The following is a 23,479-nucleotide window of genomic DNA, read 5'->3' as shown; positions in this document are numbered from 1 at the left end:
TACTTATATTGTAAATCCATCATCCACAATAAGATTCTGGCCATTAACACAACTTGACATATCAGATAATAAATAGATTAATGAGCCTGATAAGTCACTTTTATCTAACATTCCTTTATTAATGCACTCATCACGATAGGCATTAACAAAAGAGTTAGGTTGAGAATCCAAAATACCGCCAGGGCTTAAAGAATTAACCCTTATATTTTTTCCCTTAAATGATTTTGCAAAATACTTAGTGAGATGAATGAGTCCCGATTTTATTACAGAATATTCAACGGGCATAGTCATTTGGGTATTTTCGTAAATCTCAAATTTGGGTGCTATTACACCATAAACCGAAGCAATATTTACAATATTTCCAAAACCCTGCTGAATAAAATAAGCAGCAAACTGTTGTGAGGTAAGAAAATATCCTCCCAGGTTAAGATTCATATTGTCACAAAAATCAGTATATTCAACATCCATCAATGCTCGACCGTAGTTTTTATTTCGTGGATAAGCATTATTAACTACAGCATCTATTTTTCCATATTTCTCTGAGACGAATTTAATGGCCTGGAGTATGGAAGACTTGTCAGTAATATTAATTGGAACAAAATCCACTTGCCCCCTACTCTCTTTCTGACTTATTTTTTCCCTGATATTAAGGCCTGCTTCTTTATTAAAATCAGCAATAATCGCAATACCACCTTGTGCGGCAACAGCAGATACAAATTCCGCCCCGAGAAGACCTGCTCCTCCTGTTATTACAATAACTTTTTCTTTTAATAGATTATTCATAGGAGATTTATCTTTCATTCTAATTAGTAGGTCGGAATACTGGTTTAATTACATCACCTTGCAAATAGCCTTCGGTTGAACCTTGCTCCAAAGCAAATGCATACACTTTAAATGCTTTTTCCAGAGCAATCGAAGTTTTTTCCAACTCTTTATCACTGTGTCTGTAACTTAACGCAATCCAGGGCATTAAAACACCATTTTTTATCATTTCCTGGGAAAATAAAGTGCGAAATGGCAATGACGCTTCCCCTATATGATTATAGGTGGCATACCATGGAGAACATTCGACTCCTCCCGCTTTAAAGTAATCGGATATACCTGCCAAAGAGGCTTGTTTATTCATTAATGATATCAATTTTTTCCCATAATCCCACATATGTTCCACAACATTATATCGTTGCATTAACTCCATGGTTTTTACAAAAGCCCCAAGTCCACACATCTCTGCACCGTGAGTGGTAGACAACAAAAACAAGCGCTCCCGTCCAGCAAATTCAATTGAGCCCAACTCCATGATTTCTCTTTTTCCCGCAACTGCAGCAACAGCAAAACCATTAGCCATAGCCTTACCAAAAGTACATAGATCGGCTTGAATGCTATAATAATGCTGGGCTCCTTTTAAGTCCCAGCGAAATCCGGTAATCATTTCATCCAGCACAAAAACAATACCATGCTTTTTACATAATCGCTGAACGTCATGAAGATAAGTTTCTCCTGGTACCGATTGAGAAGGCGCAGGATGTTCCAAACTGGAAGGCTCAAGAATGACACATGCAATTTGATCAGGATACTGTTCAATCAATTCTTCTAAAGAGGTAAGATTGTTATAATGAAACAATTTGGTTTGTTCAATAATGTTATCTGGAATGCCTCGTTTTATTGGAGTAGAACCAATAAACCAATCATCATAAGAAAAAAATGGCTGCTCAGCGCATCGTGCGATCAAAGTCCTGCCAGTATAAGCTCTTGCCAATTTAACAGCTGCTGAAACAGCAGTGGAACCATTTTTGGTAAATTTCACCATATCCACGCTATCAATCAAACTAACTAACAGTTCTGCCGCTTCCAATTCAATCATTGAAGGTCTGGTTAGATTATTACCTTTTCTAATTTGCTCAAATGCTGCCTGATCAATTTCATCCTCAGCATAACCAATGTTTACTGCACGTAAAGCCATTCCATAATCTAAATATTCATTTCCTTTATCATCATATGTATAAGCACCCTTACCTCGCTCCATAATTTGCGGTGCATTTTCAGGATATTGATCATATCCTCTTGAATAAGTATGGGCTCCACCAGGTATTACATTTAATAAACGTGATGTGAATTCAGTTGACATTTTTATTCCATTTTAATTAATTAAATTCAATAATTCTTTATTCTTCATCACCGCTTCAACTTTAAAGAAATCCAGGAGGGTATCAATCTCGAGTGCTTTCCAGGCAGGAACTACATAGGGTAGAGTAAGTTCGTGATAAAAGGTCTGTGTTTCCAAATATTTTTTGACTTCAGAAATATAAAGCGAACCTTCAAAGAAAAAAAGCTCGTCTACATCTTGTCTTCGAATCGGTTTTGCAAAGTTATCTCTGTTAAATGGCTTTAATAAACTATCCTCACCAATAGTGGCACAATAAACTGGATGGGTCGCTTCTACTTTACATGTACCTACAATGGCCAATCCTTTACTTGAAACTAAAGTTTCCAGGGCCCTATCAACATCGGAAGATTCTGTTAAAGGTGAAGTAGGTTCCAACAATACGGTATAGTCGTAAGTACCGTCTGTTTCTGTACAGAATTGGATGGCATGAATTATTGCTTCTGAGGAAGGTGAAGTATCTTTTGCAAATTCCGCAGGACGTATAAAGGGTACTTCAGCACCATATTCCTGTGCTATTTTTGCAATTTCCGGGTCATCTGTTGTTACAATAACACGATCAATATATTTAGAGTTTAAAGCCGTTTGTATCGGCCACGCGACTAAGGGCATGCCGTTTAATGGTCGAATGTTTTTCCCTGGTAGACCCTTACTACCACCTCTGGCTGGTATTATTGCGAGAACTTTCTTTTGATTAATCATTTTTATACCTGACAAATAACTACTGGTTAATTTTATACAAAGTAGTTACAAAATCCTATCATTTGTCTCATTTACTTTTTTATTTGAGGTAAATCAGTACCATAGCCATTTAATTTCTTGGTAAATTCCTCAGTCATTCCAGCAGTGATCCACTCCCATCATGATAAACAATTTCTTCTAAACATGCCATTTTAAACCCTCACGGTACTTAATAGTTTGAACAAACATACTCGCTTCCAAAAGGCTTTGATGTGTTCTAGTATCTACCCTGGCAAACCCGCGACCAAGTAACTCCCCTTGAAGTGTACCATATCTTATAAAACTGTCTGATTGAAGGGGATTTAACTTGTTTGATTTATTCAACAGCGCCTGTTAGCATCAATTAATCTTTCATATATTCAATATATCTTGGTTAAAATATACACCCTATCATCAGTGTAGGATTAACTAGGGCTTGTTTTTAAAGTTTTCAAATGCTTAAAAATCTGATAAAAAAACTCCATAGTGAAAATGGAGTAAATGGATGTCAAGATTTGTTACTGATGACAAGATGTGGAGCAAATTAGAAGAATTACTGGCTGCTCCGAAAGGTCGCCATGGGGAAAATGACCGATTATTTATTGAAGCAGTTTGTTGGATAATCAGGACGGAGGCGCCTTGGAGAGATTTACCGCCAGATTATGGCAAAGTGTTTATGGTCGTTACAATCAGTGGGTAAAAAAGGGAAATTCCAATGGAATACTTGAAATTTTAAAAAAAAGATGGCGATCACGAATGGCATATGATGGATGGTGGTATCGTTCGAGCACATCAGCAGGTGCGATAGGTGGTCAAAAATATCAAGCACTTGGACGTTGTCGCGGCGGATTTAGCTCGAAAATTCATGCAAAGTAGACTCATTTGGCTTATCTTTAGGGTTTTTATTAACAGGCGGTCAAGAGCATGAACTAAAGGTAGCAAAAGCTTTATTGGGTGGAGATAAAAGTGAATATTTATTGGCTGATCGTGCCTACGATAGCAATGAATTTAGGGAAGAGTTGGCAAAGCGCGGAGTTGAGGCCGTTATTCCAAGTAAAAAAAACCGAATCCTTTTTATTGAGCATGATGCTCATATTTATAAAGAAAGGAATCATATCGAGCGATTTTTTAACAGAATCAAAGGGTTCAGAAGAATTGCAACGCGGTATGATAAAACTGCCGCCATGTTTTTAGGTGCATTAACTGTGATAAGTATTTTTCTATGGCTGAAACTTTAAAAACACGCCCTAGCTGTGCTAAAATTTCACGGGAATGTAGGTTATAGTTCTATTTTATAATATTTGCCTAAATTACCTTCCATCGCCAATGCTTCGTACATAGATAAATCATGAATGGAATCAACCTCTAACCATCTATTTTTAACATCAACAGATTTTGCTTTCCATCCTTCATTTATTAGTAGTTGCAAAAATGTAGTCATGTACATATTATTAAAATCTTTTCTATCGTTGAAAATTTCTTTATTTAAGCCATTATAAAATTCCACTACTTCTTCTAATTTATCAGCACTGACTTTTATTAATCCGGTATACTGACCCTCAATCTGAGTATAACTAACTGGTTTTTGTCCAAGGGATTTTACATAACCATCATCATCAAAAATGAAAGTCTCGGCATCTTCTAAAGGATTCTCCATTCTTAAAGACCATAAATCAAACCAACCTCTGTCATTCATAATTGCCAGCTCGCCAGAGCAATCGATTAAGCGGAGTAAGTTCTCTTTATCGTAAACTATATCTCCATAGGATATAATTAAATCCTCAGCAGTATTAAAAAAATCACGCGCAGTAAACAAACTGTATACCATGTTAATTGTATCGTATTGACAGTTTTTAGAAGTCAAATAACCGAGCGTTTCAATATTTTGTGAGCAATATCCAGTAACAATTTGAATATTTTCAATACCACATGAGTTTAAAGTATCTATTTGCCTTTGCAGAAGGCTTTTACCACATAAATGAACTAAACATTTAGGCATACTATTAGTTAAAGGGTTCTACGTCTTGTTATAAAAAAGATCTATATTCCCGATTTACTCAGAATGTCAGGCTTTGCTATTATCTAGTTCGAAAATTTCAGGTTACCTTTAATGTGATGCAAGTTCTTTAAAATAGCATACAAAAGTCGTTGCTAAAGTAGCCAGTCTACTGGATAATTTAAGCTCTTTTTTAAAAATTTATTGTCACACTTAAAATATGGTTATCAATCCAAAGGATATTTTCACTTTATGAGTTTCTCATGGCTCCGTAATATAACTGCAATTGCCATAAGAGCACTCAGTCTTGCAGGAAAATTCCTCCTGGTACTTTGTATGGTAAAGTATTTTCAACCTAGTGAATTGGGATTATATGGGGTTATAACTGCATTGGCAGCCTATGGACTATTTTTTTTAGGCCTTGAATTTTATAATTACACTTCTAGGGCACTAGTAGGTGCTTCAAACAGCGAAAAAGTTCTGATTATACGCGATCAATTTATACTGTATGGAATCACGTTTACCTTCTTTTCCCCCTTGTTTTATGGGATTTTTTACTTCAACTTGTTCCCCTCTTCCCTGTGCTTCTGGTTTTTCATTATTCTCATATTCGAACACGCTTCAAGCGAAATGTTACGGATTCTTGTAGCATTAGCCCATCCTTATCTGGCAAATGTTATATTTTTTGTGAGGCAAGGTCTCTGGATATATATTTTGCTTCCAATTTTCTATTTCTGTCCCCCAAGCAGACAATTTAATATAATTCTTCTTGCCTGGATAATTGGTGCTGCTATGAGTATTTTTGTTGGTTTTATTCCTTTATTTCATTACCCGTGGAGTACTATATGGAAACACCCTGTGCGCTGGAATTTAATGAGGGAGGGTTTAAAAGTATCGCGACCTTTTTTAATTTCTGCTTTTTGTGCCTTGAGTCTTTTGTATATCGAACGCTTTTTTGTAAGTTATTATTGTGGTTTAGCGGCTGTGGGAATTTATACTTTTTATGCCGGTTTAAGTATTACCTTACATAGTCTGGTTAATACTGGGGTAGCAAAAATGAGGCTGGCACAATTATTGAGCGCATGGAAGCAAAACGATACGAAGCAATTTTATCTAGAGTCAATGCATATGTTTAAGTACACTGTTATTTTTGTCATTGCATTTTCCCTCATCAGTTTAATTTGTGTTTACCCTTTCGTTAATCTACTTAATAAAGCTGTTTATTTAGAGCATATCAATATATTTTATATATTATTGCTTAGTGCAGCTGCTCGCAGTATTGCTGATGTACCTCTTTATACTCTGTATGCCCAGCACAATGATAAATTAATCTTAAAAATCAATTTAAGCTCTTTTTTTATAATGATCATTGGCAATACTCTTTTAGTACCGCAATTAGGCTTAACTGGAGCCGCCATTTCTTCAGCAATAGCCAGCTTAGTTTTATTAGGTTATTCATCGTTCTTTATGCTGCAAAGGACTATCCGTCCTTTTCTACTCATACAATCTTAATCAGGGAGCCCTATGAAAATTTCAATTGTTACAGCATGTTATAATAGTGTAGCGACAATAAGTGATACACTCAGAACAATTCAGATGCAAACCCATCAAGATGTGGAACATATTATTATTGATGGGGGATCTACGGATGGCACACTTGAAATTCTTGAAAAAAATAAAGCTCACATCGCCCATTTAACATCAGAGCGAGATAATGGGCTTTATGATGCAATGAATCGTGGGATATCAAAAGCAACAGGGGATATTATAGGCTTATTAAATTCCGATGATATGCTCGCCCATAAAGATGTCCTAAGTACTATTGCGAATAAATTAGCAGATCCACGTGTTGATGCCTGTTATGGTGATTTAGTTTATGTTCAACAACATAATATTGATAAAGTTGTTCGTTATTGGAAATCTTGCCCCTATAGGACTGAGTTATTTGGAAAAGGATGGATGCCTGCTCATCCTACTTTTTATGTTCGCAAAGAGGTTCATGATAAATACAGTATGCTCTTTAATCTGGATTATAAAAGTGCAGCAGATTATGAAGTGGTGTTAAGACTGCTATTTACCCATAAAATTAATGTAGCTTATATTCCAGAAATTATGGTGAAAATGCGATTAGGTGGAACATCAAACCAGTCGATTAAAAATATCATCGATCAAAATAAATCAATTATGCGTGCACTAAATAGCCATAATTACGAGTACTCATCATTCAAGATGTTTTGTAATAAATTGCTAGACAGAGTTCAGCAATACAGAAAAGTTGGTTATAACCAAGAACAATCTTTTTAATTACCCTATTTTTTAGCACAGATCTTTAAAAGGTAATAGCGTAAAAAATTAGTAGGGTGGATTAAGTTGACCCTACTAAGCACTTCCCTTATGAATAGCCTTATACCGCGTAAACAGCAAGCACGCTAAAGAAAAGAAGATGAACCATAAGAAAATCATCAGCGAATTAGAGAAACCAAAGGGTGAAGAAACGAAACTGATGAAAATAGAGTAAATCCAAAATATATAAGTGATTCCTGAAAGAACAGTAGGATTTCTTTTAAAGTTTAACCATGATTTTCCTGAGAAATACCCCCAGATCAGTGCAGCCAGAAGACTAAAAAACCCTAAATCAATATACAAACCTGTCCAAGCCCCAGTAAAGAATCCATAAACATTTGCATTCAATAATTTTCCATAACCCTGTTTCAGAAACTCCCCTCCTCCAGGAATAGCCCGTAAAACGGCAGCAAAAAGGTCTATTTGATAAGCCCCATACATGGCAGGAATATCTTCAGTAGAAGATAATAAACGTTCTGATATAGACAAATTTTGAATGAAATAAAAGGTACTGCTTAATACGGTCTGGGTCAATCCAGGCTTATTTAAGAACTCACTCATAGCAAGTAAACCATCTTTGGGGTGAGCACCCCAAACATGTTCTGCATGATTTATCATTGCATCAGAAGACAGTCCGGCCTCTTTTGAGCGTATTACCCATATAAAGCTGCTGTAAATAACAAACAGAATCATTAGTGAAACCACTGTTAATCGAAGAGGAACTGACTTAGGAGTATAAGTTTTACCTATTTTTTTTCTTACATAGCATGATGTACCAATGAATAAAAAAAGAACCATTATGGGGCTTCGTCCTCCAGCACATAGTGCTAAAAAAACTATAATTATTAAAAATAAAAAAGACATTATTCTGGATATTAAAGGTATCTTTTCATAGCAAATGATGGTTGCAACAATACCGACAAAGCCCGCAGGATAAGTCAAAAAGGCAATAGCTGACATATAACCACTTTGTAGACCGCCCCCATCAAGAAGGACTTGTGCTCGCAGAGTTCGAAGTTGGGCAATTGAGGAAAAATTTATAACCTCTAGGGAGGATAATTTACAAAAAATACTAATTACCCCGCCAGCTACACCAATAAATAAAACTACAAAAATAAGGTTATGGACATGATGTAATGGCAGATAACTAAGATAACTTGCTTTGCTGGCCGATTTTCTAAAAAAACTAATTTGTAAAAAAACGGTTGAACCTAAAATATAAAATACAATATGGAGAGCCAGGAAAAGATACGTTGAGAAAGAAACTTCCGGTGTTAGATGGATTGGTCCCCAAAAATAAACTACACAAATAAAAAGCCAAAATGCAACCATTAAACCCGCAGGATGCACTGGTCCATTTATTCTGGGTTTATCCATACACATTGCAGACATCTGTCCGACCAGAGCCGACTGAGAAAGCGATATCACCAGACTATTCTCCAAATAGTAAGTTAATTATATCCTTACAGTACAAGGATATAATACGATATTAAATTTAAAACAGGTCACTAGCGCGATTTTGCTATGTATTTACTTAATTGCTGTTCACTAAAAAAACATTTGGAAGAGCGGAGAGTTGAGTCTTGTTTTACAAATGCAATATCAACCTGAGCCAATGCATTATCAATTGCTCTGTAATGTCCTTCTAAAATTTCATAACAGCGATAACCTAAATCGGCCATAGTAGAAATAATTTCATGAATTTCAGGAGCTCCCTTACGAAATTCATGAAATGAAGTTTCAATTATCACAACATCTACAACTTCCAGCAATTCTTTAGCACCAGCTAGAACATCTAACTCGTTTCCCTGAGTATCTATCTTGAGTAAGCTGGGGCGATTAATTGATTTCGGAATTAAGGAGTCTAATTTTTTTAATGGAACTGTTACAGACTCTCCATCAAACACCTCTCCTTCCCATTGACGTAAAGAAGAAGAACCAGAGATATCAGGATGAACAAAAAACTTTATTTCACCATCTTTTGACCCTGCAGCCACGTTAAAGCAAGTTGCACCAATTGTATGTTCCAATTTCTCAAGTAATGGCTTGCATTGAGGCACTGGTTCTATAAGATAAAATTTAGCCTCGGGTAATGATTTATAAAAAGCGGGTGTACCGAAAGCAATTCCAACATCAATCACGGTTTGAACGTGAAAATTAATTCTTTTCAAATGAGAAATGAATTCAGAAAAGCTTCTATTTGGACTACTTTTGGGTTGGAGCTTTAATCGAAGTGGCGATAGCATTCGGTTAACCATGGGAAACAGATAGGTTGCTACAAGTTGCTTGTTAATTTGCATTACTCTTCCTTTTGGTAAATCTAAATATAAGATAATTTATTAATAAACATTAATTAGATTAATGGTCCAAAGGTTTATCCATTTTATCTCTGAATTAATTAACCGCAATTATCCTTAATTTATTGGAAAATACAATAAGCTTGACTAAATACTCTCAGGATTGTATGGTCAGACAATTAGATTTTTAAATTGACATTAGATTGTGAATATCAATATACTAATTCAGTAAATAATTAATACTATTAGATTTAATTACCTATATTTTATTAGTATCATTTAGGAATCAATGATGTATGATGAAGCTGGACCCTCAAAAGTAAAAGTAATGGACGCCTCAAATATCTTGGTACATAACAAATTAGAAAATTATGAAAGTATAAATCTAATGAATTTAGTATATACAAAAGGCTGGTTCATCATATATATTACGGCTATTTGCACTATACTAGCGATTGGTTGTACCTTTTTTCTAAAACCTCACTATAAAATAACAACACTTTTAGTTGAACCAAAAATTGAAGCATATAAGGATATATTCCTTAATACCCGTAGTGATATTACGCAGGCCGACTTATTTACTCTTTTTTTAAAAAAATTATCTGATATACAAAACTTTAACTCATTCTTAAAACAAAGTAGTGAAATTGATAACACTTTTCAAATTTCGTCTGATATCAATAATAGCCTTAAGTCTAAAGTAATCATTAATCATAATGATCCTGTTGAGGCTGAGTTAACTATTATTTCACCCCAATTAGATGCAAATGCCGATTTAAACAAAGCTTATATTTCCTTTACTAATAAAAAAACACTCAGTGAGTTCATTAAAAAACAACATGATGCAGTTAATATTAAAATAAAAAAAATAAAAGAGAAGATTAGCGTTATAATTGATACATTAAAAAATCAACAGACTTTCTTCATTGATAGATTAAAAAATCAAATAGCCATACTTAAAACAAAAAAAAATAATAAAGAAAACCAACAATATCTTTTACATTTAGAAAATGAGTTATATAAACATCAATATAATATTGACGCTCTTGATTTAAACCATAAATCAGGTAATAATTATCTGGTGGAATTAAAACTGCAACTGCAATTATTAGAATCCTTATCTTTTAAGCTCCCCAATGTTAGTAGTTATGAGATTAAAAATTTATCTACAGTTGGATCAATCATGATCTCTAAAAAACTGGTCATCATGCTAGGATTTTTCTTAGGACTTATATTAGCCTTAACTATCAGCATACTACAAACAATTTTCCAGGTACGTAAAGAACTAAAATTATCAATGACATTAAATTCACCTGATTTTGAAGCAGAAAAGGTATCCAGTCAAAGTTAAATATACATGGGATTTTAATACCCCTAGAAACCCAGGTAATATAGGCGCGGTTTTCTGGACACAAAAAAAGGTTTTTTAAGAGCTATTCTTCTTAATACAAAGAGGAGAATAAAATGTCTAAAAAGCGAGCTTATTATACGGCGGCCAAGAAGGCAAAAATAACGCTAGCTGCGATTGAGGGGAAACTCACACAAGCGCAAATTACCAGTGAATACGGTGTTCACGCAACGCAGGTAAAAACTTGGAAGCAATCGGCCATCAAAGCCATTAACGATTTATTCTCTGGGGCTAATGAAAAAGAAGCCAAGTCCCAAGAGCAGCTTGTTGAGGCATTATATCAAGAAATTGGTCGACTTCAAGCGCAGCTATCTTGGCTAAAAAAAAAGCATGAACTTTAGTCTGGATGAAAAGCGCGTCATGATTGATCCTCTTGCCGAGCTCACCATTCGTGAACAATGCTTGCTATTAGACTTGCCTGTTTCAAGTTATTATTATAGTGCCAAGCCCATTTCTGTCGAAGATGAAGCGCTTATGGCGCTACTTGATGAGCACTATCTGCAGTATCCATGTGAAGGTAAAATTAAGCGGGCAAGATGGCTGTCAAAAGAAGTAGGCTATCCTGTTGGTAAACGTCGAGTAAAAAAGTTGATGGAAATGATGGGGTTATCGACTGTTTACCCAAAGCCAAATACAAGCGTTCCCAATAAGGAGCATGAGGTGTTCCCTTATTTATTAAAAGAGGTGGATATCACCAAACCAAATCAGGTTTGGGCCGCAGATATCACCTACATCCGCATGAAAGGAAAGCATGTGTATTTAGTAGCTATTATGGACTGGTATAGTCGTTATGTGATTGGATGGGCTATTTCACCTACTATGGAGGCTGAATTTTGTATTGAGGCGCTTAGAAACGCTTTGCTGCATTCGCGTTGTGAGATCTTTAACACGGATCAGGGTTCTCAATTTACCTCAAAAGATTGGATAAATACGCTAAAATCTCACCACATTTCTATCAGCATGGATGGGCGAGGACGTTATTTAGATAATATATTTATCGAGCGATTGTGGCGTAGTGTTAAGCAAGAAAAAATCTACCGGTATGATTTTGATACAATTGAAGAGGTTGAGCTGGCCTTAACGGAGTATTTTGAGTATTATAATAACCGAAGGCTTCACCAGTCCTTTAATTATTTAACGCCCGCAGAGGTGTATTATGGCCGGAAAAGACCATAAACCCTAAATGAGAGCGTCATGACTTACCCACAAGGCCCACAGGCCTATACGAGAAAGTGAAGCTCTCCTGACCTGTGGACTTGTGGATAAGTCATTCTGATAGAGTTGTGGTAAAATGACCTAAGACAATTCGTAGTAGCAATCACTATTCATACGGTATTGAGTAGGTTTAAATAGGTTAATTTGAGTGAATTTTTAACTATAAATGATGGATGAATAGCTCTTATTTTTCCTTAATTTTGTTCCAGACATGCGGACCCATATCAAGGGGTATTAAAATCTAGTGAAGAGAAACAGCTAAAACCACCCACATTTATCTTTGCGCGCCCCTATGGATACACCGTAACATTTCATTATTTATTCAGCTGGCTATCAATTTAGCAAATTAATGAAACATTAATATTTTTTGTTGTACCATAATAAGAAAAATACTCTATGAAGAGCTGTATTCTGATTTAAACCACTTTGCTGTTTTGCCTAGCCCGTCTTGAGAGCTGACTGGAGGAACCCAACCTAATTGAGATTTAATCTTACTATTGCTAACTTCCAAGGAGCCAAATAATCTCGAATTAAGATCTTTTAAGCCAAACACTCTAAATGCGAATGCTAACAAACTTGCAGGAACTGGCAATAAACGGACCTTAACATCCATTTCTTTTGCAAGATGTCCCATTAAAGCCGGTAGAGACCATGATTCGTCATCAGCAACCAGGTAGGTCTGATTAGCTGCTTGAGGGGCTGTCAAAACATTGCATATAGCTGAGATCAAATTATCGATATAGACAAAACTTCTCTTATTGTTAATCCTGCCAAAGGGCAACGGCCATCCTTTGTTGACCAATTTTAGCATTTTTAAAAAATTTGCTCTCACTCCAGGGCCATAAACTAAAGGAAAGCGTAAAATAACTGTTTCCATTGATGTATTTTGACGAATAGAATTTAAATGATTTTCGGCAGAAAGCTTGCTATGAGCGTATGGATCTTCAGGATGAATGTCACTCTCTTCAGTAAATGGAGCATTATTTAATGTAAATTCCCCATTTACTTTTATTGTACTCAAAAAAATAAATCGTTTAACCTGATGCTGAGCCGCTTGCTCCGCCAAGTTTTTAGTTGGTATTGTATTTACTTTGTAATACTCATCTAATGAGGGATTTTTATCCATTATATGAACTCTTGCTGCCAAATGAATGACTGTATCTATTCCTTGAAGTACTTCACTCCAATCATCCTGTAGTTCTATTTTATTAATAACCACCTGCTCTACATTCAGCTCTTCAACCTTCCTGGAAACTGCACAACGTACATCATGTCCAGCCAAAATAAGGGCACTGATTAATTTTTTCCCTATAAAGCCTGTACCACCTGTTACTAGCACTTTAGACATGGTTATTCCTTATTAATATCATTTTGATAATAGGTGTATTGACAATTCATTCATACCCTACGTTCCGCGGCCATTAAGTTATTTTTTGTTCAAATTTATCTCGATCCGTTCCGGCTGAGGAGGCGTTTACGCCGTCTCGAAGCCTATGCACCAAGGCTTCGAGACGAGGCTACCGCCTCTCCTCAGCCCGAACGGATCGAGGTAAAACCCTTAACTTAATGGCAGTACCCCTAAGTCCCACGGCTTGCCCGGCACTTAGGAGTGACGGGTTGTGGTACAATTGTCAAAAACTCCTAATGTTCTTGCTAAAAAATTTATCTATCTTCTAAAGTGTTACAGAGTTATTTTGATGATAAGTAAATATGTCATTTAAACAATGTATCACTCTATCAATATCATGTTGATTCAAATTAGATCCTGAAGGCAAACAAATCCCTTGATCGAATAAATAATCTGAAACACTAAAATTCTCAGTATGGGGATAATATTCAGTGCCAGCAAATAACGGCTGACGATGCATAGGTTTCCATGTTCGTCGTGCTTCAATATTATATGGCTTCATTTGTTCGATGATATTTTCTGGTCTTAAAGAAGAACATTCGGGTTTAATCAACATAGTTGACAGCCAATGAGTAGTAAATCCGTTAGCAATTTCTGGCATCATTTCAATAAAAGCCTTTGACTTGAACGCTTCTTTATACTGATCAAAAACAGCTCTTCTTGATTCAACACGTTTTTCTAAAACTTTTAATTGTCCTCGTCCTATACCTGCAAGTACATTACTCATCCGATAGTTGTATCCAATTACAGAGTGCTCATAATGCGGAGCAGGATCCCGAGCTTGTGTGGCTAGAAAACGGGCTCTTTCTATTAATTCTTCGTCTTCTGATACCAACATCCCGCCACCAGAAGTAGTAATGATTTTATTGCCGTTAAAAGAAAAAACACCTAATTTACCAAAGGTACCGCTATGTTTATTATTTAGTGTAGCTCCTAAGGACTCAGCAGCATCTTCAATAATAGGTACATTATAGGCGTTACATAACTGACACAAAGCCTCGTAATTTGCACTTTGTCCATATAAATTGACGATAATGACGGCTTTTGGTAATTCATTCTTTGCTTTAGCTTCTTTTAAAGCACGCTCCAATGCTAAAGGAGACATGTTCCAGGTCTCTAAATCAGAATCAATAAACACAGGCGTGGCATTTTGATACAATATGGGATTTACTGTTGCAACAAAGGTGAAGCTGGAAGCAAAAACAACATCCCCTGCTTTAACATCTAATAACACCAAAGCTAAATGTAATGCAGCTGTTCCGGAACTTAAGGCTACTGCTGATTTAATATTAATATAATTGGCAACTTCTTTTTCAAAAGAGTCAACATTGGGGCCTAAAGGAGCAACCCAATTGGTGGCAAAGGCTTCTTGTACATATTGTTGTTCATGCTCTCCAATATGCGGTGAAGAGAGGACTATATTGGATGATAACTCCCTTCTATGAATCAAACGAATGGGTCTACCGAGTTCATCTATTAAAGGAATATGATCCAATTCATACTCCTGCATTAAATGATAAGCATCCTGTATGGTAGCCGATACAGGTAATGTCTTGGAGGTATGAGCCGGTATATCACTAAGATCCGAGTCAAGAGAATAGCTTTTTAATAAGAGGCGTCTAATATCACCGTCAGTGATAGTCCTTATCAGGCGCTCATTAGCATCCACCAAAAACAAAACTCCTTGACCAGTTTTGTCCAGTTTACTTAAAACATCTTTTAAACTAAAAGTCTTGTATACATATAACTCTTTTATGGCTAGCATGTTATTCCTTTTATACCGCAGGGACACCCTTAACCAGGGTATTTTCTTTTACATTTTGAATTACTACAGCCCCAGCAGCAATAATTGCTCCATCGCCAATAGTAATACCGGGTAATATTACTGCTCCAGAACCGACTAATACTCCTTCTCCTACTGTAACATTGCCACCTAAAGTACTATTGGGTGCAATATGAGAGTAAGATCCAATTTTAACCTCATGGTCCACTACAGCCCCATGATTAACAATGCAACCTTCGCCTATATAACTTTCGGGACCAAGAATCGCTCGAGCGGCTATAAATGAGCCGTTTTCAATTCGTGCCAATTTAGAAATTACAGCCGCAGGATGAATAACCGTAAATAATCCAGTCTTTAAATTAATTAATTTATAAATCGACTTTCTTACTTGATTATTCCCAATAGCAACATGAATAAAACCATCAAAATCAGCCAATGACTCCATTGTAGAATCTATTAATAACCCACTTAGTTCTTTTCCCAATAAATCTTTATTGCTGTCACATAGAGAAATTTGAAATGAATGTTTACACAATGAAAGAGCATCAATCACTACTTTACTGTGTCCGCCACATCCTACTATTTTCAATTGATTAGTATGCATTACATTTATTTAAAATTTGAGAGTCTAAATTGATGGTTTTTAACAACTGATAACATCTCTCGCTGGTATGACCATCCCCATATATATTTTTATAATTCTGTTTTTCTCTTGTTAATGCTTCTTTTATACCAATAAACACAGAATCAAAAGAATTTTCAACATGAATGATATTATCACCACATTCTCTTAGATTTTGTCTCGTTCCAACATTTACTGCGACCAGATTAAATGAAGCAGCTTCTATAATTCCACTGCTGGAATTTCCCAACATTAGATCTGAGTTGGCTAAACAATTGATAAATTCTGCTCGTTGCAGATGCTTAATGATTCGTACGTCTTGATGATTAACATATTCTTGCAATGCTGTTCGAATCAATTGACCACCAGCATCTGAATTGGGCTCTAAACAAACAATCTGTAGATTATGAGCCAAAGCCGCATTAATTACATTCTGAAATTGAGACTTAATCTCATTATATTCCTGCACCACGGGATGATATATCAATAACACTGTTTTTTTATCACAAGAAATCCTGAAACGCTGATAAAATAATTCCCGATTTGTTCGAGGAAAACCATGAATTTCATCAAGTCCAGGAGCACCAACAACTATTACATGTGCTTGGACTTCGCCCATTCTGATTAATCGTTCTTTAGAGCTTTCCGTTGCAACAAAGTGATAATGAGATAGCTTGGAAATGGAGTGTCTAATCATTTCATCAACTGTCCCTGATCGCTCTCCACCATGCACATGTACTATAGGAATATTTAGATGAACAGCAGAAATTGCAGCCGCTAACATTTCTCCCCTATCTCCTAATAATAAAACCAGATCGGGTCTTTCACGCTCAAACACCTCTATCATGCCTATAATTTCATGACCTATTGATCTAGCCATAGCAGCATGAGTTGCATTTTCTGCATCAACTGGAATAATGCCGCAGATTCTAAAATTATCCGCTTCAATTTCTTTTATAGTATTACCATAAAGACTGGAGAGATGCATTCCGGTAACACAAATTGACAACTCAATATCGTCAGCGGCCTCCAGCCTTCTGAGTACTTCACGCATGAGTCCATAATCGGCTCTTGTACCTGTAATATAAATTATTTTTCTTAACATTGTTTTTCAACGTGTTCCCATAATAAAGTACTGCCAGCGGGTAGATGCAAATTTAACTTTGCTCCAATTACTTTATGTAATTGTGCAGGGCTAATTCCACTTCCAGGTCTTAACAAAACCAAATCATCCAAGGCAATTTGTGCTCCCTGAGAAAGGTCGCGCTTTAATGTTACGCTTCTTCTGACCAGATCTCTGACAGGGAGCTCACTATCAGAAGGTTTTTTCTCACCATTACCCAATGCACACTCGCTATCTCGTATTGCTTGCACCAGTTGTTTCATTTCTTCAGGTGTCATCGAAGCAGCATGATCTGGACCCGGCAAAGCCTTATCCAGGGTGAAATGTTTTTCTATCACACAAGCACCTAAGCCTACAGCCAAAGTAGGTATTAAAATTCCTAAAGTATGATCTGAATAACCGACAGGCAAGTTGAATTCATCAGCAAGAGTTTGCATCGCTCTTAAATTAACATCTTTATACGCTGCAGGGTAATTGGAAGTGCAATGTAATAAAATCAGATTGTCCTTTAAAGTACTCCCATAAAAGGGCGAAATTACATCGATAGCTTGCCTTACCTCAGTGAGGTCACACATTCCAGTGGACAGAATAATAGGCAAACCCTTTTTAGCAATATGTTTCAGGTATGGGAGATTAGTGATTTCTCCAGAGGGAACTTTAAGACGCTTGATACCTAAAGTAACTAAAAAATCGATGGTTCCTTCGTCAAAACCAGTAGACATAAATTCGATACCCAAAGATAGAGCAAGGTCACTTAGCAAATAGTGTGTTTCATTTGATATTTCTAATGCCTTGAGCATTTCATACTGGGTTGTAGCCTTAGATGTATTATTTTTCTGATATTGTGCTTTTTCAGCAGTTTTATTAACCAAATTATCAGCTGTAAAGGTTTGAAATTTAACAGCATCTGCTCCAGTTTCTTTAGCAGCATAAACCAGTTCTTTAGCTAATTGAATATCACCATTATGATTTACCCCTGCTTCTGCGATAATAAAGCAACTCATGAAGGAACCTCTGCATTTAAATTTCAATTAATAACGGTCAGTATAGCAATATAGGAAGAAAGGGTTCTTAAAAAAATAGAATCGATTTTTGAATTAATACTAATTTTTTCCTTAACTGTATTAACAGAAAGTATACAATAAAATCGAACTTGATAAAACCAGTCGGGTTGGAAGTTAAATCTGGTAATTATTTTAAAAACCTTTTTAAAATTTTTCCTCAAACACCAGTCGCAAATCGCCCCCATTTAGAGATATACTTGAAAAATTGAACAAAACAGGAATTTTTGCATGTCCTTGAAGGCCATGTATAACCAAATCGCTGAGAATTATGCTAGCGCGAATCGCTTTGGTGCGATTAGTGAGAGTCATTTTGTTGCTATCGAGCAGATGAAGAAATTTTATTTGGGTACCAAGCCACATTATAAAGTTCTTGATCTTGGGGTTGGCGATGGTGCCTTTTTGCAAAAACTTCATCAGGTAATGCCAAAAGCAGATTTTACTGGCATTGATGTTTCATCTGAAATGTTAAAGCGTGCACGTGAGGCACTTCCTTTGAAAACTATAGAAGGCAGCGCTACAGATGCAGGCCGTTTCTTACCTCCTCATAGCCAGGATTTGGTTCTTGCTCATTTTATCAATGCATATATCCCTATTAATTCTTTATTTGATGAGGCTAAGATACTCACTCGGGCTAACGGTCATTTTTCAATGATTACCACAACATATGATTCATTTCCCGTTGCCCAGCAACAACTAGCCGAGTTTGTTGCCCAGGATTCAATATTAAGTAGTGTGGTCGGACACTATTATAAATCTATAGTTAAAAATACAACAGTTGCCGCAAATCGTGATGAATTAATATTGGCTTTTAAGCAACATCATTTTGAAGTAATCGATCATCATCGTTTAGAAATTCCCATTACCTTGAATAACATTGATGAGCTGGCATTATTTGGGATTGAGGGAACCTGGTTCCTCAACAGTCTCTCCATACGAATGCTTCCTAAATACTTTTTAATTCAAAGACTCAAACGTCTTTTCAGTAAAATTTTTACGTTCCCTTATCATGACACTCACATCATTGATGTAGTCCTTGCCAAGAAATGATAATCTGATTTAATTGATAATCAGGGTACGTAGATTATTTAATTATGGGGGGTTAGTGCTTTGGTCATCGGTATTCTCATGTATTATCTGGCCTTTCTTTTACAAAGAATAATGAAAAGAAAGGGCATTGAATTAGCATAAGTTACATGGATAAAGTGAATATGTTATTTTCTTTTTCAACGGGTAATGAGTTTAAGAAAACCTCATATGCGATATTTAGCTTAGTGCACAATAAATTAACCTGCTTCTCGTCTAAAATTAACTCTTTACCCTTCATTAATACCCCAGGATAGTGGGTAGTTGACGTAATTGAATTCGCTACAAAACGACACATTTGGAGATCGGAACATCGGAATTTAAAAATCCGCTTAGCAGCATCAAGGGGATCAGTTGCTACGGTTATTGAGCTTATCCCCTGAGTCCCTTGCAAAGAAGTATTTCTCAACATGTCAATCCCGCGCAGGTTTCCTCCAAAAAATGCTATTTGACTTTTAAATGGAGTTTGAGTTGGACGAGGTGGTAAAGATTGAGCTATCTGAAACTGCAATTGTTTTATTTTTTCTATTATCCTGAATATATGTAATTCTCCATTATTCAGCTGCATAAAATTATTATGCAGTGTAGCAAGTTCCATACCAATAATACTGGTGACTAAACTTTTAAGAGAAAAAATAGGACAACTTCCCCCCTCTTGAACAAAGTTTCTCTGATTAAAAACTGAGCGTTGATAACATTTTGAAGGATCCAATGGATCTTTCGTATAATAAATTAATGGGAGTGGATAAGGTTGACCCCTTAAAATTTTTCGTAACTCATTCAGTCTAAGCCATTCTTTTTCTTCATGATTTGGACTCGTGGAATTTCTTTTTAAAACGGATGCATTTGGATAGAAGAGTACTTGGCGCTCTACATTAATTAAATCACTTTACAGTGGACCCCATTGTCAAGACAGCGATCCGTTTAATTTAAGATATAACTTTAATTCTACTTTCTTTCGTTGACGAGGGTGCGTAGCACACGAGTCAACCACAATAGCAGTTAATGAAACACCTGTTATTGAGCCTGTGGGTATGTGGGCGCGAAGCCATCGAGTGTGGTCAAGCGGTGGATAACGTCTTTTTGTTATCCATGGCTTGTCCACATGTCCCGAAGGGCGATGGCTGATCCGCAGGACGCGTCCACATATCCACAGGCATTCCATTACGCTGCAGCCTCATATAGGCCAGCATAAACCTCTGACGGCGTGTATATTCCAAATGATTGATGAGGTCTTTCGTCGTTATAAAACTTGAAATACACCCTTAAACCATTTCGTAGTGCTAAAACTGTTCCGTATTCTTTTATGTAAATATCTTCATATTTGACTGAACGCCATAGCCGTTCAATGAACACATTATCCATCCATCGACCTTTCCCGTCCATGCTAATTTTGATGTCATGGTCTTTTAAAACATCGGTAAACGCCTTACTGGTAAACTGGGAGCCTTGATCCGTATTAAAAATATCAGGCCTGCCGTGGAGCCTGATGGCGCTCTCCAACGCGCTTACACAAAAGTCATCATCCATGCTGTTTGATACCTTCCAAGAGAGCACCTTGCGGCTATACCAGTCCATTATTGCCACCAAATATACAAAGCCTCCTTGCATCCTAACGTAGGTAATATCGGTGCACCAAACCTGATTGGGTCGATCAATCACTAAACCACGTAGCAAGTAGGGATAAACCTTTTGTTCCTTGTTCTTTTTACTCGTATTCGGCTTTGGTGCCACTGAAACCAGACCCATGATCCGCATCAAACGCTGCACTCTCTTACGGTTAACGTCATGGCCAAGGCGACGTAAATAAGAACGCATCTTTCTGCTTCCATAGAAAGGATGGCGCATGTATTCCTCATCAATCAAGACCATCAAAGCCAGATTCTCTGGGCTCTCGGTACATATTCCTTCGCCAGCAGTGCGATAGTAGCTAGCGCGTGACAAATTAACCAATGCACATTGGCGTACGATGCTGAGTGTAGGGTGATTGACATCAATCATGGCTCGCTTCTCCCGCACGCTCAACTTAGATGACCGGTCTTTTTTTTAAGCCAGTCTAACTCAACCGCTAGCTGGCCTATTTGCGTGTATAATCGATCTCGTTCTTGTATGATGGAGTCCATGTCTTTGTCATGCTTGCCGCTAAACAATTGCTTGCTTCCATCCAGTAATTGTTTTTTCCACAGATTGATTTGTGTTGCATGCACCTCAAATTCAGATGCCAATTCATTGGTCGTCTTGTGACTTTTTAATGCCTCAATTGCTACCTTTGCTTTGAAGTCAGATGTAAATTTTTTTTTAGCCACTTGGTACCCCGTTTAACAATGGTTTCTATTTTACACCACTGTCTCATTTTTGGGGTCCACTATACTTAGAGTAAGTACCATAGCCTGCTGATAGTCGTGTGGATACAGGTATGGATTAATATCAATCGGCACCAGTTGCCCAGACTTCATTATAAAAGGAGATAATTTGGTAATATAAGTCCCCGTGCAGGTCTCATTAACTGAATCAACCTCGTGACACTCATCCCCTAAATTATCTTCTACTTTATAATACTCATAAAAAAGAGGTTTATCATAAGGACCTGTTTTTTCACCATTTCGCAAAATACCTACCTTAATAATCCTGAAAATTGCTGAATGATATGCCGCGCCTCCACCTTGGAAAATCATCTCATCAGTCTCAGAATGCATTTGTGAGTCTGGAAGAAAACGCAATACAGGATAATAATGTCTAGAGTTTCCCAAGAGCATATTGATAATATTTTGATTAATTAATGATAAAATATATTCCCGTTGCTGCTGAGGTAAATCCATTAGTGTGTGACTATTAACATGATTCACTCTGCTTGAATCATATACATCAATAATGAATCTTACAAATTTTGAATCAGTTTTTAAACATTGTTTTATATTACCCTGTTCATCATATACGGCGAGGATTGAAGCAACGAAGTTAACACTTCGATATTCGGACTCCGATAAATTATCCCGGTTTAATTCAGCATAGACCCTTAAAGAGATTGCATAAGCACTTTGTGCATGATCATCATATAAAACAGATCCGTTACTGCTCGAATTAGAGAGATCTTTGGATAACAAATTCGCACAATCCAGTCGTGCTCGCAAGTTATTTTTTTCTATTATTTCAAGGAGAGCCTGCAAATTTCTTATTTGACTTACCATTAGTGGGGTCAACTGAGGATTATTAATTTCTGCATAGGGACTTTGATAATACAATTGCATTAAATATGATATAAGATGAGCTGGTAATTGCAGCGAAGATTTTTGAGATAAAACATTAAAACTGTCTATGGGATTGTACCATTGAAATTTGTTTAAAAAATTATTCTGCTCTTCCAGACTTCTAAAAGTGAGATGAATCGGTGAAGGATCTTTGTATTCTTTTTTTTGTATTGAGTTTAGTCCTAAGTGGGTAAAAAAACCATTTGACCAGTGTTTAAAATCATTCCGATCCTCTCCATGACGCTCACGAAAAAACTCATACATTTTTTGCTTTAATTGGTGATAAACATTATAAGAAATTACCATGCCTTGCTGGAAGGTGGAGTTAATAATACTTCCGTCTATTTGAGCAATTCCACTGTAACTCAGGCACATACCAGATTGAGCAGGAAAAAATAAATTATTTGGAATTTTTCCTTCCGTAAAATCTAAAATTCCAAATTCTTGCAGGCACCAATCTTTAAAATTCATTGAGTTCTCGGTATAAAGGTATATTTTTAGTGTTTCGTTATACAAACAATTATTTGCGCAATTATAACACATGAGGGTCGTAAATAGAACATTGGCAGACAAAAACTGAGCTTTTTGAATTTTTATGCTTCATCTTTTCGAACTTTAGCCACACTACTTGTCACAAAGCAAATGCAGATTAATAGGGTTGAGCATGGTTAATGGCACTGCCCTGGGGTATTTACCTACGTCCCGTGACTTGTCCAAGTGCTCCATAGATCTGGTAGGGCTGTGTGATTACTGGCTCCCTCGGATAAGCCGAGGGACTTAGAGAATAGGACTTAGAGACTTAGGGTTAGCTATTAGGCCTGGAGATAATCAGTTTTTTGTGATAGCGCTCTATTAGTTAGCGTAATTGATATGGCTTCAAAAAATGTTTTAGTTTTTAATATGAACATTTTTCCCGTATTACACTGCGCTAATACGGGTTTGTATCTTTAAGAGGTAAGCAAAAAAGCTTAGTCTCAAGGGCACTTGGGATGGGAGAAGAGATCTACA

Annotated in this window: 21 protein-coding genes and 2 pseudogenes; 9 read left to right on the top strand and 14 right to left on the bottom strand. The window is 36.5% G+C overall.

What is annotated here, in order from left to right; translation table 11 throughout:
• Positions 1-3: 3 nt before the first annotated feature.
• From HRS36_RS06520 to HRS36_RS06510, 3 genes are read right to left on the bottom strand one after another with little or no spacing between them, the layout of a single operon-like run.
• Positions 4-783 carry an oxidoreductase gene (locus tag HRS36_RS06520; RefSeq protein ID WP_173236668.1) on the bottom strand — a complete coding sequence of 260 codons (780 nt, stop codon included), beginning with the start codon at positions 781-783 and terminating at the stop codon, positions 4-6.
• A gap of 19 nt (positions 784-802) precedes the next feature.
• Positions 803-2,125, bottom strand: coding sequence for a glutamate-1-semialdehyde 2,1-aminomutase (locus HRS36_RS06515; RefSeq protein ID WP_173236667.1), 1,323 nt, complete (start codon positions 2,123-2,125; stop codon positions 803-805).
• A 12-nt stretch (positions 2,126-2,137) separates the two neighbouring features.
• A complete protein-coding gene (locus HRS36_RS06510; RefSeq protein WP_173236666.1) occupies positions 2,138-2,863 on the bottom strand; it encodes an acylneuraminate cytidylyltransferase family protein in 726 nt (241 codons plus the stop codon).
• 523 nt (positions 2,864-3,386) lie between these two features.
• On the opposite strand from HRS36_RS06510, the gene HRS36_RS19030 reads away from it, so the two are divergent.
• The 3 genes and pseudogenes from HRS36_RS19030 to HRS36_RS06495 all read left to right on the top strand — a co-directional run.
• Positions 3,387-3,581, top strand: a complete 195-nt coding sequence (locus HRS36_RS19030) for a transposase (RefSeq protein ID WP_173236665.1) — start codon at positions 3,387-3,389, stop codon at positions 3,579-3,581.
• A complete protein-coding gene (locus HRS36_RS06500) occupies positions 3,521-3,757 on the top strand; it encodes a hypothetical protein (RefSeq protein ID WP_173235392.1) in 237 nt (78 codons plus the stop codon). Before HRS36_RS19030 ends, HRS36_RS06500 begins: the two co-directional genes overlap by 61 nt.
• A gap of 56 nt (positions 3,758-3,813) precedes the next feature.
• Positions 3,814-4,119: pseudogene (locus HRS36_RS06495) on the top strand (transposase); the annotation flags it as partial.
• Between the two features lie 41 nt (positions 4,120-4,160).
• Here the strand turns inward: HRS36_RS06495 and HRS36_RS06490 are convergent.
• The gene (locus HRS36_RS06490; RefSeq protein WP_173236664.1) at positions 4,161-4,880 is read right to left on the bottom strand and encodes a phosphocholine cytidylyltransferase family protein; all 720 of its coding nucleotides are present in this window, start codon (positions 4,878-4,880) and stop codon (positions 4,161-4,163) included.
• A gap of 249 nt (positions 4,881-5,129) precedes the next feature.
• On the opposite strand from HRS36_RS06490, the gene HRS36_RS06485 reads away from it, so the two are divergent.
• Both HRS36_RS06485 and HRS36_RS06480 read left to right on the top strand, forming a co-directional pair.
• Positions 5,130-6,389, top strand: coding sequence for an MATE family efflux transporter (locus HRS36_RS06485; protein ID WP_173236663.1), 1,260 nt, complete (start codon positions 5,130-5,132; stop codon positions 6,387-6,389).
• A gap of 12 nt (positions 6,390-6,401) precedes the next feature.
• Complete coding sequence (locus HRS36_RS06480; RefSeq protein ID WP_173236662.1) at positions 6,402-7,181, top strand: glycosyltransferase family 2 protein; 780 nt, start codon at positions 6,402-6,404, stop codon at positions 7,179-7,181.
• 75 nt (positions 7,182-7,256) lie between these two features.
• On the opposite strand, the gene HRS36_RS06475 is transcribed toward HRS36_RS06480, so the two are convergent.
• Positions 7,257-8,597 (bottom strand): O-antigen polymerase, encoded by a 1,341-nt coding sequence (locus tag HRS36_RS06475; protein ID WP_173236661.1) that lies wholly within the window; start codon positions 8,595-8,597, stop codon positions 7,257-7,259.
• Positions 8,598-8,728: 131 nt separating this feature from the next.
• Entirely contained in the window at positions 8,729-9,520 is a 792-nt protein-coding gene (locus HRS36_RS06470) for an FkbM family methyltransferase (protein WP_173236660.1), read from the bottom strand.
• 286 nt (positions 9,521-9,806) lie between these two features.
• On the opposite strand from HRS36_RS06470, the gene HRS36_RS06465 reads away from it, so the two are divergent.
• The 3 genes from HRS36_RS06465 (at position 9,807) to HRS36_RS06455 (ending at position 12,101) form a co-directional block, all read left to right on the top strand.
• A complete protein-coding gene (locus tag HRS36_RS06465; protein WP_173236659.1) occupies positions 9,807-10,868 on the top strand; it encodes a Wzz/FepE/Etk N-terminal domain-containing protein in 1,062 nt (353 codons plus the stop codon).
• A 113-nt stretch (positions 10,869-10,981) separates the two neighbouring features.
• The gene (locus HRS36_RS06460; RefSeq protein WP_173235475.1) at positions 10,982-11,266 is read left to right on the top strand and encodes a transposase; all 285 of its coding nucleotides are present in this window, start codon (positions 10,982-10,984) and stop codon (positions 11,264-11,266) included.
• Entirely contained in the window at positions 11,256-12,101 is an 846-nt protein-coding gene (locus HRS36_RS06455; RefSeq protein WP_173235473.1) for an IS3 family transposase, read from the top strand. Before HRS36_RS06460 ends, HRS36_RS06455 begins: the two co-directional genes overlap by 11 nt.
• Before the next feature lie 433 nt (positions 12,102-12,534).
• Here the strand turns inward: HRS36_RS06455 and HRS36_RS06450 are convergent, their stop codons facing one another.
• The 5 genes from HRS36_RS06450 to neuB all read right to left on the bottom strand — a co-directional run bounded on the left by HRS36_RS06450 (position 12,535) and on the right by neuB (position 18,080).
• On the bottom strand, positions 12,535-13,488 hold the full coding sequence (locus HRS36_RS06450; protein ID WP_173236658.1) for an NAD-dependent epimerase/dehydratase family protein: 954 nt from the start codon (positions 13,486-13,488) through the stop codon (positions 12,535-12,537).
• A gap of 325 nt (positions 13,489-13,813) precedes the next feature.
• Complete coding sequence (locus HRS36_RS06445; protein ID WP_173236657.1) at positions 13,814-15,313, bottom strand: aminotransferase class I/II-fold pyridoxal phosphate-dependent enzyme; 1,500 nt, start codon at positions 15,311-15,313, stop codon at positions 13,814-13,816.
• Between the two features lie 10 nt (positions 15,314-15,323).
• Entirely contained in the window at positions 15,324-15,935 is a 612-nt protein-coding gene (locus tag HRS36_RS06440) for an acetyltransferase (RefSeq protein ID WP_173236656.1), read from the bottom strand.
• The gene (neuC, locus tag HRS36_RS06435) at positions 15,925-17,058 is read right to left on the bottom strand and encodes a UDP-N-acetylglucosamine 2-epimerase (RefSeq protein ID WP_173236655.1); all 1,134 of its coding nucleotides are present in this window, start codon (positions 17,056-17,058) and stop codon (positions 15,925-15,927) included. Before neuC ends, HRS36_RS06440 begins: the two co-directional genes overlap by 11 nt.
• Positions 17,052-18,080 (bottom strand): N-acetylneuraminate synthase, encoded by a 1,029-nt coding sequence (gene neuB, locus HRS36_RS06430; RefSeq protein WP_173236654.1) that lies wholly within the window; start codon positions 18,078-18,080, stop codon positions 17,052-17,054. Before neuB ends, neuC begins: the two co-directional genes overlap by 7 nt.
• A 288-nt stretch (positions 18,081-18,368) precedes the next feature.
• On the opposite strand from neuB, the gene HRS36_RS06425 reads away from it, so the two are divergent.
• Positions 18,369-19,187: a class I SAM-dependent methyltransferase gene (locus tag HRS36_RS06425; RefSeq protein ID WP_173236653.1), complete on the top strand. Its 819-nt coding sequence runs from the start codon at positions 18,369-18,371 to the stop codon at positions 19,185-19,187.
• Positions 19,188-19,329: 142 nt separating this feature from the next.
• Here the strand turns inward: HRS36_RS06425 and HRS36_RS06420 are convergent, their stop codons facing one another.
• The 3 genes and pseudogenes from HRS36_RS06420 to HRS36_RS06410 all read right to left on the bottom strand — a co-directional run bounded on the left by HRS36_RS06420 (position 19,330) and on the right by HRS36_RS06410 (position 22,942).
• On the bottom strand, positions 19,330-19,635 hold the full coding sequence (locus HRS36_RS06420; protein ID WP_173236652.1) for a hypothetical protein: 306 nt from the start codon (positions 19,633-19,635) through the stop codon (positions 19,330-19,332).
• Between the two features lie 752 nt (positions 19,636-20,387).
• A pseudogene (locus HRS36_RS06415) lies at positions 20,388-21,529 on the bottom strand (IS3 family transposase).
• Positions 21,530-21,559: 30 nt separating this feature from the next.
• Complete coding sequence (locus HRS36_RS06410) at positions 21,560-22,942, bottom strand: hypothetical protein (RefSeq protein WP_173236651.1); 1,383 nt, start codon at positions 22,940-22,942, stop codon at positions 21,560-21,562.
• Between the last annotated feature and the right edge of the window lie 537 nt (positions 22,943-23,479).

Origin of the sequence: Legionella antarctica (assembly GCF_011764505.1) — a bacterium.
In the GTDB taxonomy this organism is placed as follows: Bacteria; Pseudomonadota; Gammaproteobacteria; order Legionellales; family Legionellaceae; genus Legionella; species Legionella antarctica.
The sequence above is the reverse complement of the archived record's forward strand: the minus strand, read 5'-3'. Positions and strand labels throughout refer to the sequence as shown.

What these genes read in the sequence shown, in the direction of transcription:
- HRS36_RS06520 (WP_173236668.1), bottom strand. Translation starts at nt 783, where the DNA reads ATGAATAATCTATTAAAAGAAAAAGTTATTGTAATAACAGGAGGAGCA.
- HRS36_RS06515 (WP_173236667.1), bottom strand. Translation starts at nt 2,125, where the DNA reads ATGTCAACTGAATTCACATCACGTTTATTAAATGTAATACCTGGTGGA.
- HRS36_RS06510 (WP_173236666.1), bottom strand. Translation starts at nt 2,863, where the DNA reads ATGATTAATCAAAAGAAAGTTCTCGCAATAATACCAGCCAGAGGTGGT.
- HRS36_RS19030 (WP_173236665.1), top strand. Translation starts at nt 3,387, where the DNA reads ATGTCAAGATTTGTTACTGATGACAAGATGTGGAGCAAATTAGAAGAA.
- HRS36_RS06490 (WP_173236664.1), bottom strand. Translation starts at nt 4,880, where the DNA reads ATGCCTAAATGTTTAGTTCATTTATGTGGTAAAAGCCTTCTGCAAAGG.
- HRS36_RS06485 (WP_173236663.1), top strand. Translation starts at nt 5,130, where the DNA reads ATGAGTTTCTCATGGCTCCGTAATATAACTGCAATTGCCATAAGAGCA.
- HRS36_RS06480 (WP_173236662.1), top strand. Translation starts at nt 6,402, where the DNA reads ATGAAAATTTCAATTGTTACAGCATGTTATAATAGTGTAGCGACAATA.
- HRS36_RS06475 (WP_173236661.1), bottom strand. Translation starts at nt 8,597, where the DNA reads ATGGATAAACCCAGAATAAATGGACCAGTGCATCCTGCGGGTTTAATG.
- HRS36_RS06470 (WP_173236660.1), bottom strand. Translation starts at nt 9,520, where the DNA reads ATGCAAATTAACAAGCAACTTGTAGCAACCTATCTGTTTCCCATGGTT.
- HRS36_RS06465 (WP_173236659.1), top strand. Translation starts at nt 9,807, where the DNA reads ATGATGTATGATGAAGCTGGACCCTCAAAAGTAAAAGTAATGGACGCC.
- HRS36_RS06460 (WP_173235475.1), top strand. Translation starts at nt 10,982, where the DNA reads ATGTCTAAAAAGCGAGCTTATTATACGGCGGCCAAGAAGGCAAAAATA.
- HRS36_RS06455 (WP_173235473.1), top strand. Translation starts at nt 11,256, where the DNA reads ATGAACTTTAGTCTGGATGAAAAGCGCGTCATGATTGATCCTCTTGCC.
- HRS36_RS06450 (WP_173236658.1), bottom strand. Translation starts at nt 13,488, where the DNA reads ATGTCTAAAGTGCTAGTAACAGGTGGTACAGGCTTTATAGGGAAAAAA.
- HRS36_RS06445 (WP_173236657.1), bottom strand. Translation starts at nt 15,313, where the DNA reads ATGCTAGCCATAAAAGAGTTATATGTATACAAGACTTTTAGTTTAAAA.
- HRS36_RS06440 (WP_173236656.1), bottom strand. Translation starts at nt 15,935, where the DNA reads ATGCATACTAATCAATTGAAAATAGTAGGATGTGGCGGACACAGTAAA.
- neuC (WP_173236655.1), bottom strand. Translation starts at nt 17,058, where the DNA reads ATGTTAAGAAAAATAATTTATATTACAGGTACAAGAGCCGATTATGGA.
- neuB (WP_173236654.1), bottom strand. Translation starts at nt 18,080, where the DNA reads ATGAGTTGCTTTATTATCGCAGAAGCAGGGGTAAATCATAATGGTGAT.
- HRS36_RS06425 (WP_173236653.1), top strand. Translation starts at nt 18,369, where the DNA reads ATGTCCTTGAAGGCCATGTATAACCAAATCGCTGAGAATTATGCTAGC.
- HRS36_RS06420 (WP_173236652.1), bottom strand. Translation starts at nt 19,635, where the DNA reads ATGTTGAGAAATACTTCTTTGCAAGGGACTCAGGGGATAAGCTCAATA.
- HRS36_RS06410 (WP_173236651.1), bottom strand. Translation starts at nt 22,942, where the DNA reads ATGAATTTTAAAGATTGGTGCCTGCAAGAATTTGGAATTTTAGATTTT.